Here is a 12417-nt window from a genome sequence, read left to right on the forward strand (position 1 = left end):
TCGTCGAATTGAGAGACAGCCTCCTTGACGATTGATAAACCCTTCAGCAATCCTTACTGTGTAATGGTCACCTTACTCTCATTTAGCTTTAATCCATTGGCATCATAGCCGGTCACTTTAACATCATCTGTCAAAGCCGTTATTTTACGGAAAATATAAAAACTATAGGTCCCATCTTTTACTGTGCCACCTGAATAAATGGTGCCATTAATGGATACTTTAATCGATTTTACATCGCCTGTGTATTCACCCGTTAAATTACTCGTGCCAATTTTATAAGTGGTTGCCTTTAAACCACCTGTTCCAATTGTCGACGCTTTGATTGTCACATTTTTACGTGAGAGCTCCTTGCCCTGTTTATCATAAGCCACGACTTGAACAATATCCCGAACTGATTTCACTTTACCCCAGATATAAATCGATAATTGTCCATTGCTTAAGGTACCACCTTTTTGTTCGACCCCATTGATAATGGTCGCAACTGATGCGACATCCCCGGTATAAGACCCTTTAATATGGGTATCTCCTGGCATGACCAGCTCAGACAAAATCAGATTTCCCACCGTTGGACCTGAGATGTCACTCAAATTTTTCACAACAACGGCAGAGGTTGCCACATGATTGCCATTCTTATCGTAGCCATCCACTGTCACTGGTACTTTAGCTTTTATCTTGTCCCAAGCATAGAATTTAAAGGTGCCGTCACTGTTAAGGGTTCCTCCTTTGTATTCAACGCCATTGATGGTCACAATAAGTGAGTGGACATCTCCTGTATACGTACCCGTTAATTGTGAATCACGACCAATCACAAACTCATTGCCTTTAACTGTTCCTTTGCCAATTTGAGTATCCGTCGTATCTTTGACTACCACTGGTTTAGAGCTGATTTTATTGCCATTTTTATCATAAGCTTCTATAACAACCGTCTGATTTTTACTGGTAATAGTTCTCAACGCATAAAACTTAAAGGTTCCATCCCCATTTAAGGTTCCCCCATTAAAAGGTGTTCCATCAACTACCAAACGAATGGAGGTCACGCCTCCTGTGACTGTCCCCGTTAAATAAGTGTCTTTTTTCACCGTAAATACATTAGGGGTGATGCTACCTGTCCCAACGGACGTGTCATTTTTATCAACGATTTTAACTGATACTTGGCTTATTTGCTTGCCGTATTGGTCATAGCCAAAAACAATCACTTTATCCTCTTTGGATTTGATTTTGTTTAAGATATAGATCTTGAATGTTCCATCACTATTGAGTGTGCCACCTGTGGCTAGCACGCCATTAATGCTGTAACCAAGTGACTTAATATCCCCTGTCACTTTCCCTGTTAAGTTGGACTCTTTTGTGGGTAAAAGGATGTAATCATTGGCTGTTAGGGTGCCAGCCGTCACCACTTTAATCACCGTCGTTTGGTTTGTCGGACTTTGATTTCCATTCTGATCCGTTGCGGTGACTACTACAACCGTATTTGCGGCCTGTTTCGGTATCGTCACATGATAATTACCAGAAGAATCTACCTTGCCACTTCCAATGACTTGTCCATTCACTTTAAGGGTAACCGTTGAATTTGCTTCAGCCTTTCCTTTGACTGCGGTCGATTGATCATTCAGTGCCTCAATCGTTGGCTTAGCCGGCGCCGTTTTATCTATGACGGTCAGACTCACTGTCCCGCTGGTCTTACCTCCCAAGGTTGCGACACCATTAATCGTTGTCCCTGCTGCTTGTTTGGCAATCGGAATAGAAAAATTGCCCATGCTGTCAGCTGTTCCACTATAGCTCATGGTTCCACCTGCGGCTTGAGGAATGGAGAGGGTCACCAAGGCATTCGCTGGCGCTTTTCCGGTTACTAGACCATCATTATCACTCACGGCATTAAAGACCGGATCAGCCAGTTTGGTTCCTGTCACAACGACTGTCGACTCTGTGCTTTTATTGCCACTTTCGTCTATAACGGTGGCTGTTAGCTTAGTTCCTTCTGTCTGAGCAGGAATTGTAATAAGGAAGTTCCCATTACCATCTGCCACTCCTTCGCCAAGTACCGTTTCACCCTGTTTAATCACAACGGTTGCACCTGCTTCTGCTTTTCCTGAAACTTCCCTAGACTGGTCATTTAGTGAATTCAAACTTGGCTTTGCTGGTGGGGTTAAATCTTTGATGACCAGAACCGTGTCTTTGCTAATCCCATTAAGAGTCCCATTGACCTTAACTTCTGTATTGGCAGGATAGGTTTTGCCAATATTAATTTGGAATTTGCCATTAGAATCTGCTTGGCCAGTGTATTTATCTGATCCAATTACAACCGTAAGGTCTGCACCAGGCGTCGCAGTTCCCGTAATGACTTTATCCTGATCAGTGATCGTATTAACCGAAACAGTTACTTCCGAGATATAGCCGCTTCCCACCCCGTTAATTTTACGAAATAAATTATATTTAATTTTAGTTTTAGCATCTTCATTGTTACTGCTAATTAGTGTTGTCGTAGCAGCTTTAATCGTTGATTTATGATCGAGACTTTCCCAAATCAAATTAGGCGGTGCGGTCGGATTCGTTGCTCTATTCCATGCGGATAAATCGACTTGAGTAAAGGTAACCTCTAAGGCACTAAGAGCTGCATTACTTCGAACTACCTCATTCCCACCCGTACTTTCAATCAAAAACTCTTTTGGTTGATTGAGATTCACTTTACCATGACCAGAAATCCCTTGAGTGCCGCCACTCGCTCGTAAAGTCGTACCAGGACTAAAATAAAAACTACCACCTGTTAGATATAAGCCGTATGATTTTGAAACGGCGTCGATGACCGATCCTGGTTCCGCCACCAGATTTGCTTTCGATCTGATGCCAATATCAGTCGTTCGTAACTTCACTAAAGATCCCGTTGCTAAACTGATCGACGTAAAGTCACCAATAGCCTCTGAGGTTCCGGTAGTCGGCAAGTCGGCATCCTGGCCGATTAATAATTGGGCATTTCCTTCTAAAGCCAAGCCAGTTACCCCTGTGATGACTTTCCCGGCTGAAGGTGTTGGAATTTTAATCGCTAAGGTGCTACCTTGTTCAATCGTGAGATTGGTCACGGAAAGTCCAATCAGAGCGCCAGACAAGGCAACAGACATGTTCATCTTATTCGTGCCAGCAAAAAACACACTGCTTTTAGATAAATTCAAACGAGCATAATCAATCGTGACATTGTTAAAATTGATATTCCATGTTTGGGCAACATTCATAATGACTGGATCGCCACCAGGAACACCTCGAAAGGTCATATTTTCAAAGCTAAGTGACCCAGTGCCGACAAAGAAATTAGTCATGGTATAAGTCCCCATGGTTAAGGTCTTTTGATTCCCATAAATTTTGATATCTCTTACTGGTAAATTATCAATATTTGAGGTAGCTGTTATATTGTTTGTTAGCATTATCTCAGTCACTGAGGCCGTCCTTAAGGCTGATAATAATTCGGCAAATGTCCCTACTTCTTTAACTGCCCTTGTTTCACCTCTAGTTCCCACTTCCGATTCATCTTCCGAACTCCTTGACACATCTGGGGTCAGAATCAGATCCTCGATTCCATTTTCAGAAAACTCAGTGATCGTTTCAATTGTTGCCTCACTTGTTTGTTCATCTTCAACTGCCAGAGCAGGTAATGGCCCTAAAACCGTTGTACTGATTAGCATTAAATTCAATACCGTTAATTTAAATTTTTTCATGTCCTATTCCTCCTAATGTTGGTCACCAAATCATTTTCTTCCAAAAGTTAAACCTATATCCTCCCTTATTCCACTCTAAATCTAAAATGAGATCAGTCATAAGATTAGCTCAATTTAAGAACAAAATCATTTCTTTTTTCAAAAAAACAACCCTTCTTTTTGGTTAAAAAAAATGAGATTTTATCCCCAAATCCAGATACCTTAAGCTGTTCATAAATGAATATATAAAATACAGAAAAACCAGCGTCAACTCACCCTAAATAAAACTATGTTTTTTGAACTGGAAATACTTTTCACTATTTTATTGTCATGGTTTCACCAAAATAATTGATCGATTTTAACCGTACCAACAAGCGTCACACGCAAAAAAGCTATCAATATGGGGGTTAATAGCTTTTTTGTGTGAATGAGTTTGCTGTTTGCCATGAATGACGGTTGGTCAATTTGGAACTTAGCCTAAACATCCTTTCGATCCTTACTACAGTTAAGTTTAGCACTAATCAATCTAGCTACAGCTAGATCGAACGAAGCTCTAATCGTTCCCCTTCGCTGTGACTAATATTCAAGGCAATCCCAACTAACAGTGATAAGATAATCAGACTAGAGCCACCATAACTAACAAAGGGAAAAGTAACCCCTGTCATGGGAATATATCCCAGCAAACTTCCCACATTAACTGAGACTTGTAAAAAAATGACGCAAGCGATGCCAAAACAAGTCAGGGCTTTTCGTGAGTCCAGACAGTGAATACCAATGTAAATAATCCGCAAAACCATGATAAAAGGCATCACCAAAACCACTATTCCACCAATTAAACCAAGCTCTTCTATTATAATAGAAAAAATAAAGTCGGTGTCAGCTGCTGGCAAATAACTTTTTTTCTGTAAACTTTGGCCATAACCGCGGCCAAAAAAACCGCCATTGTACATGGCATAATATGAATTTGAAGTTTGGTAGCCCTTGCCATACTCATCTAAAAACGGATTATTCATCAGCTGAAAACGTACGATTAGATAGCGAAATTTAAGCGGAACGCGCTGTTCATCGATCATCAACGCTATATGAGTCAGAAGGTATCTCAAAATAAAGGCGATTCCCCCAATGCCAGCGGTAATGATCACCGGCACCCCACTAGCCAAAAATAAGACAGTCGCTAAAATAATCAGCATCAATGCGCCGCCCATATTTGGCTGAATTAACACCAATAAGACGTAGGCTGAACAAATGGCCAGAGGTTTTTTATAACGGTATTTTGCTGGTTCAGATATGGGATGGTGGCTAAAATAATTCGCCAAGTATAAGACAAAAACCACATTCACTATTTCAGACGGCTGGATGTTAATTCCTCCGAGGGGAATCCAGCGTTGAGCGCCACCGACACTAACACCTAACGGGGTAAACCCCACTAGGATTAGCAACATAAATGATAGCAACATATAAAATCTCAGCATATTTTTAGTGAAGAGCAATTCAAAGCGAAAGCGATAAAAGAAATAGGCTGTCGCCATTCCAATCAGTACAAAGACTAATTGTTTGATTGCTTTTCCACCAATAAATTGATTTTGACGCATTAATTCAAAGGAGCTGGTGCTATAAATCATCAAGACCCCTGTGGCACATAAAAAAAGGTAAGGAAAAACAATTAACCAATCAATAGTTTTTATTTTTTTCACGGCTCTTCCTCGACTTTTTGGCCTAAAAATCGATGCATTTCATCGCTATTAGCTTGAAAATCCAATCGTATAACACTTCCCGACTCAGTATTGTCATCAAATTCCCAGGTGTCTTCCATAGGAATGGCTAAAGATTGCAGGTCTTTTTGCTGACCGAGGACAAAATCACTAGCAATTGACATTATGCTTGTGGCTGTTAGATTCGTATCCAAATAGCCTAAAGAAAGACCTAAAACTTTTGGTAGACGTGCAATATTAGCTACATCGACTGCTTGTTTAGATAATTCGCCTATGGCTTGATCTTGTCGTCTCACACGGCCAAAGTCGCTTTCTTCATCTTTTCTAAAACGAACGTATTGCAACAAGGTATTGCCATCCATCCTTTGATTCCCGGTTTTTATTGATACTCCATCTAACTCAATATCCTTTTCTGCGTCGATTTCCACCCCTTTTGGAAATAGTTCGTTAATTAAATCTGTAAACTCCGAAAAAGTTAAGGCAGCATAATATTCGATTGGTAAATCAAAATTTGCTTTTAAGGTTTCTCGCATTAATTCCGGTCCACCATAGGAATATGCCGCATTGATCTTATCCTCTCCATAACCAGGAATGTCCACGTAACAATCACGCATAATCGAAATCAACTTCGGTACCTTCGTCTTTTTATCATATTGGGCAATCATCAAGGTGTCGGCACGCCCCAATTCATCATTGGAACGCGCATCAGATCCTACTAACATAATATTGACTTTACCTTCTTCGGCCTGCTCACCTTTAAACACCGGCAACTCTGACACTGGCGAAGGGTTCTCAGCCTGTTTAAACCCTTGGTACATGGTAATAGCCCCATAGGATACTACCCCAAGAACCATCACTAATAAAATAATGACAATGGTCTTAAAAATTTTCATTCCTTTGTTCATATTCATCTTTCCTTCCACATCTCAGCGCGTCATTAGTTTCATACGCGTTTTTTTAATTAGATGCAAATCATTGATGAGACTATCTTCTGACGTCGTGATGCCCTTTCGTTTAAGAAAATTGATCACAAAAACCCTCACTAAAATAATAGTGAGGGTTTCGAAGAAAGCACACGAAATAAACGAAATACTCTTCGTTGAGTTTTAGCACTATACAACGTAAAAAGCCATGCTTTTAGCTACTTGGGGAAAAGCCTTATTTCGACCAATCCTGTCCTACTCATTGGCGTCTCTCGACATTTTTGAGCAGTAGCCTGTGTTTGTATAGGAGCCTCACCTAACAATTATTATCTACGTTCAAACTATAACAATCTCGTTATTTAATTGCAAATTTATTAAGAACCATTAATACATTACTATAGTTATTTAAACTTCCTTATAGATGACAAGATACAATCAAAAGAAGCTCTCTCTTAATAAGAAAAAACAGTCACTAACACGTCATTAGTAACTGCCTCATTCTTTATTTTTCTAACTTTTCACGAATCTTCTCTTCTTGGCCTGCAATGCGAGCATAACGATAAAAACGTGATTTAGCACTTTCAATGGTTAAATCGAAAAGTTCTTCGGAAAGCTCTGGGGCAATCCCAGATAAAGTTGAAAAACGAGTTTCCGATTTCATGAACTCTTTCATTCCAGCAAAATTAGGTTTCTTAAAATCCAAGGTCATTGGATTCTTGCCTTTTTCAAGTAATAAAGGGTTGTAACGATAGAGTGACCAGTAGCCAGTGTCAACAGCTTCCTTCGTATGTTCCAGTGTAATTCCTCCCGAAATCCCGTGAGCGATACATGGTGTATAAGCGATAATTAGAGAAGGTCCCGGGAATTTTTCAGCCTCTTCGATGGCTCGAATCGTTTGAACTTGATTAGCACCAGAAGCAATTTGAGCGACATAGACATGACCATAACTCATGGCGATAACGCCTAAATCTTTTTTTGCTCCCCGTTTACCATCAGAAGCAAACTTTGCCACCGCAGATGTAGGCGTTGCTTTTGATTTCTGACCACCCGTATTGGAATAGACTTCATTGTCCATCACCAAAATATTGACGTCTTCTCCACTGGCAATAATATGATCGATCCCACCAAACCCAATATCATAAGCCCAACCGTCGCCTCCAATCATCCATTGACTCGGTTTGGCAAACAAATCATGATTAGCGTATATATCTTGTAACAATGGACTTAAGCTCGCTTCAGCTAAGGCAGCTTTAAGCTTCTGAGCTCTCTGTTGCGTTCCTTCACCCTGATTTTTATGGGTCAACCAGGCTTGTAATAACTGGCGAAGTCCCTCTTCAAGATCCTCACTTAAAACATCTGTCACTTTAGCCGCTAAATAGTCCCGACGCGAATTGTTGGCTAAGTACATGCCATAGCCGTACTCCGCATTGTCCTCAAATAAGGAATTAGACCAAGCTGGACCTTGTCCCAGCTCATTGGTCGTATAAGGCGTGGTGGGAGCTGCTCCGCCAAAAATAGACGAACATCCTGTTGCATTAGCCATCATTAAACGATCCCCATACAACTGTGTTAACAATTTAATATAAGGTGTTTCGCCACAGCCTGAACAAGCTCCGGAAAACTCAATTAAAGGTTGCTCAAACTGAGAGCCCTTAACCGAATTTTTCTTAACAGGATTTTCTTTTGTTTTTAAGGTCATGGCAAATGCCCAATTAACGGCTTCTTCTTTTTGCTCGCCATAAGGTTTCATTTCCAATGCTTTGCCTTTGGCGGGACAAGCTTCTACGCATAAGCCGCACCCTGTACAATCCTCTAAAGAAACTTGAATGCGATACATCAACCCGTCTGCGCCTCTCATTTCTCGCATGATAAACCCTTCCGGTGCCTCTGCTACTTCCCCCTCGTCAGCCAAAAAGGGCCGAATTGCCGCATGGGGACAAACAAATGCACACTCATTACACATGGTACAACGATCCACCTGCCACTCAGGCACCTCCAAAGCGACGCCTCTTTTTTCAAAGGCCGCAGTTCCTAATGGCATCCGACCATCTGTCATATTATTAGCTTTTAAGTCGCCTACACTTAGAGAATCGCCTTCTTGCCGATTGACTGGCTCGACTATGTTAAAAACAAAGGACGGCATATTATCTCGTTTTTTCTTCGGTTTTTCCTGAGAGTCCAGCCAAGTTGCCGGCACCGCTATTTTTTGCAGTCGCGGAACCGTCTGGTCGATGGCTTCATTATTTTTTTCAACTATTCGTTGAGATTTTTTTCCATAATTCTTTTGAACTTCAGCTTTCATCAAGGCCACTGCTTCCTCATATGGCATTATTGCCATTAACTTAAAGAAAGCCGCTTGCATCACCGTGTTAATCCGTTGACCCAATCCAATCTCTTGAGCGATATCAACTGCATTGATAATAAAAAAATTGATTTCTTTTTCAGCTAACTGCCGTTTTAATTTTGCAGGTAGATTGGTTGCCAATTGAGTCTCATTCCAACTCGTGTTCAGTAAGAAGGTTCCCCCTTGTTTCAACCCTTTTATCAAGTCATACTTGTAAATATAAGAAGGATTGTGACAGGCTACAAAATCAGGATTTTCCACTAAATAGGTCGATTGAATCGGCTCTTTACCAAAACGTAAATGCGACAAAGTTAAACCACCTGATTTTTTAGAATCATAAGAGAAATAACCTTGAGCGTATAAGTCCGTGTGATCTCCGATTATCTTAATAGCAGATTTATTGGCCCCGACTGTCCCATCAGATCCAAATCCCCAAAACTTGGCTTGAAAGGTCCCCTGAGGTGTTAAATCTAACTTCTCAGTCTCGGGCAGCGATAGCCCTGTAACGTCATCTACGATTCCGATAGTAAAGCGTGGGGTCATCTTCTCTTTTGGTAACAATAAATGGTCATAGACACTGACTAATTGATCTGGCGTCACGTCTTTTGAGCCTAAACCATAGCGGCCACCAATAATCTTCGGACGGCTGTCGCTGTCATACATCACACTTTGCACATCTAATAAGAGTGGCTCACCACCGGCACCAGGCTCTTTCGTTCGATCAAGAACGGCCATGCTTGTCACCGATTTGGGCAGCGCTTCAAGAAAGGCCTCAACAGGAAATGGTCGATACAAATGAATATTTAGATGACCGACTTTTCTGCCTTGCTGAATTAAATAATCAACGGTTTGTTGGACAACTGGTGCCACACTCCCCATTGACACAATCACTTCTGTGGCATCCTCAGCACCATAATAATTAACTAAATCATAGTCCGTTCCCCGTAATTGATTAATCTCCTTCATGTACTTCTTAACAATCCCTGGAACATCTAGATAATGATTGTTAACCGTCTCTCGTTGTTGGAAATGAATGTCTGCATTTTGATTAGTCCCGCTGACATGAGGGTGATTGGGATTCATGCTTTTCGCTCTAAATTCAGCCAGCTTTTCCTGGTTAACAAGAGCTGTCAATTTATCATACTCAATTACTTCTATCTTTTGGATTTCATGGCTCGTTCTAAAGCCATCAAAAAAATTAATAAAAGGTAAGCTCGCTTCAATCGCTGCTAAATGCGCCACAGGCGATAGATCCATCACCTCTTGAACCGTGCTTTCTGCCAGCATGACTACTCCTGTTTGGCGAGCGGCCATCACATCTCCGTGATCTCCAAAAATACTCAGCGCATTGGTTGCCACAGCACGGCTTGCCACATGGAAGACTGCGGGCAATAACTCACCTGCAATTTTATACATATTGGGAATCATTAATAATAAACCTTGAGAGGCCGTATACGTCGTCGTGAGTGCCCCTGTTTTTAACGAGCCATGGACCACTCCAGCGGCCCCAGCTTCTGATTGCATTTCCACTACTTTTACTGGATGGCCAAAGATATTTTTTTGGCCTTTAGCCGCCCACTCGTCGACTAACTCAGCCATTGTTGAGCTTGGTGTAATCGGATAAATGGCTGCAAGTTCGGTAAAGGCATAGGAGATATAAGCGGCGGCAGTATTGCCGTCCATCGTTTGCTTGTTACGCATTTGATATTCCTTCTTTCTTAAACAGACTCTTTGACAGGAGACCGTCTGAAAGGTTCAGACACCGTTTAGCTAGAAACTAGAAGCTGCTTTCCCGGCTAATCCCAAATCTTCCTTATCTCGTAAAAGTCTATGGTTTTCACATCAACTCTCTCTCGCTCTCAGTTATGCCTTGCACCCATAACCAGAGCCATATCTAGAAGTGTCATTTTTGTGAAATACTGTTCAATGTTTTTTCAACATTATCATTATAACTCATTGGAAAGTAGCTTTCAACAATAAATAGAAACCTTTCATTTTCATTCACAATAACGTATGTCTTTCACAAACCTGTTTACTCCACAAAAAAAGCTTGAAATCATGAACTAAATCACGATCCCAAACTTCTTTGCTATTTTTTGCAAACAAAGAACCAACGAGTTGTATTTTCCTCTGGTACCTCATCTGTAAAATCAGCGAAAATTTGAATATTATAAAAATTAGCATTTTCTAACATCGTATAATAATTTTCCATGGAATAGGTCCGTTCCTGATGTAATTCATCGTGGCGAACAAACTGTTTATCCCCCTCATTTTCCTTCACAAAAAAGGTCAGAAAATGTTCCACACTATGGTCTTTTTCACCTGGGTAACTATCCCATAAAAAAGCAAACTCTTCCGTTTGATAGTGATAGCTATACTCAGGAAAAACCTCGTCCACTTGAAACAGAGAATGAACATCAAAGATAAAGGTGCCATCTTCTTCCAGGGCTTGATAAACTGAATCAAACACTTGCTGAACCGATTGGCGATCCGGCATATAGCACAAGGAATCAGAAAAACAAGTAATGGCTTCATAAGTGCCAACCTCTGACAAGTCCATCATATCTCCTTGTACAAATTGGACCTCAACCCCTTCTTCCTGAGCCCGTTCACTGGCTACTGAAAGCATCTGTTCCGATAAATCTAATGCCGTTACTTCATAACCTTCACGAGCAAAATCACACGCTAAGGCACCTGTTCCACAAGCTAATTCTAGTATCCGTTTTGTATCCTTTGGTAGATGACGTCTTGAAAAATTTAACCACTCCATATAAAGAAAAGGGTCCATCACTTCGTCATATACAAAGGCAAATGTCTTGTATAACATCTTAGTCAACCAATGACGTCAAATTAACCATCGGCGCATCTGACCATAATTTTTCTAAATTGTAAAACTCTCGTTCTGAGGCATGGAAAACATGAACAACGATATCGCCCAAATCGACTAATACCCACTTGCCAGACTCTTTCCCTTCAATACGCCCCACTTCAATACCAGCTTGACGAGCTGCGTTTGCTACTTCATCTACGATTGCACCGACTTGTTTCTCACTGTTACCATGGCAAATCACAAAATAATCGGCTAATAACGAAATACCTTGAACATCTAAGGCAACGATATCCTCCCCACGTTTGTCATCTGCTGCTTTCACTACTACTTCTAATAATTGACTACTTTCTATGATAATTCCCTCCTAGTTTTTTACAACCCATTGATTGTATGTTTCAATTGTTTTCGGATAAATTTTAACTTCTTGATCAATCAAATGACTCAATGTCTGCTTAGTTTCATATGCAACTGCCTCATCAAGGTTGTTAAATGCCACGATTCGAGCCTCTTCTACTCCGGGAAACTGACGACCAGGTTCAATAAAATCAGCAACGTAAATGATTTTATCCAAGAGGGTCATCTCTTTTGCTCCTGTTGTATGAAGTCGAATTGCTTGTAAAACTTCCTCATCAGCGACACCTAGCTCTTCTTTAGCTAAATAAGCGCCTAAAATACCATGCCAAATCTGATTGCCATAATCCAGTAACGCCAAATCGAATCCCTGATTCTTAATTAAGGCAATCATTTCTTCATCTGGCCGTTCCTTGGCATAATCATGACATAAAGCGGCCAAACTCACCTGCTCTGGGTTTCCACCATATAATTCTGCGAGCTTCAGAGCCATCTCTTCCACCCCTAAGACGTGTGTAAACCGTCGTTCACTCATACTAGCTTGAATGTTGTGCAACAATTCGTCACGGGT

The 12417-nt window shown here is 41.0% G+C and carries 6 protein-coding genes, 1 pseudogene and 1 riboswitch; all 7 genes and pseudogenes read right to left on the reverse strand.

What is annotated here, in order from left to right:
* Positions 1-53: 53 nt before the first annotated feature.
* The 7 genes and pseudogenes from RWN13_RS00220 to yqeK all read right to left on the reverse strand — a co-directional run bounded on the left by RWN13_RS00220 (position 54) and on the right by yqeK (position 12381).
* The gene (locus RWN13_RS00220; protein WP_314059277.1) at positions 54-3707 is read right to left on the reverse strand and encodes an immunoglobulin-like domain-containing protein; all 3654 of its coding nucleotides are present in this window, start codon (positions 3705-3707) and stop codon (positions 54-56) included.
* A gap of 515 nt (positions 3708-4222) precedes the next feature.
* On the reverse strand, positions 4223-5380 hold the full coding sequence (locus tag RWN13_RS00225) for an FtsW/RodA/SpoVE family cell cycle protein (RefSeq protein ID WP_314059279.1): 1158 nt from the start codon (positions 5378-5380) through the stop codon (positions 4223-4225).
* Positions 5377-6303: an LCP family protein gene (locus tag RWN13_RS00230; protein ID WP_314059281.1), complete on the reverse strand. Its 927-nt coding sequence runs from the start codon at positions 6301-6303 to the stop codon at positions 5377-5379. Before RWN13_RS00230 ends, RWN13_RS00225 begins: the two co-directional genes overlap by 4 nt.
* A gap of 179 nt (positions 6304-6482) precedes the next feature.
* Positions 6483-6652: riboswitch (M-box (ykoK) riboswitch) on the reverse strand.
* A 174-nt stretch (positions 6653-6826) separates the two neighbouring features.
* Positions 6827-10366, reverse strand: a pseudogene (gene nifJ / locus RWN13_RS00235) (pyruvate:ferredoxin (flavodoxin) oxidoreductase); the annotation flags it as partial.
* Positions 10367-10754: 388 nt separating this feature from the next.
* Positions 10755-11492, reverse strand: a complete 738-nt coding sequence (locus RWN13_RS00240) for a class I SAM-dependent methyltransferase (RefSeq protein ID WP_314059282.1) — start codon at positions 11490-11492, stop codon at positions 10755-10757.
* A 1-nt stretch (position 11493) separates the two neighbouring features.
* Entirely contained in the window at positions 11494-11853 is a 360-nt protein-coding gene (gene rsfS / locus RWN13_RS00245; protein ID WP_314059905.1) for a ribosome silencing factor, read from the reverse strand.
* A 6-nt stretch (positions 11854-11859) separates the two neighbouring features.
* On the reverse strand, positions 11860-12381 hold the full coding sequence (gene yqeK, locus RWN13_RS00250) for a bis(5'-nucleosyl)-tetraphosphatase (symmetrical) YqeK (RefSeq protein WP_399553620.1): 522 nt from the start codon (positions 12379-12381) through the stop codon (positions 11860-11862).
* Positions 12382-12417 lie beyond the last annotated feature (36 nt).

It is taken from the genome of uncultured Vagococcus sp., assembly GCF_963518325.1.
In the GTDB taxonomy this organism is placed as follows: domain Bacteria; phylum Bacillota; class Bacilli; order Lactobacillales; family Vagococcaceae; genus Vagococcus_D.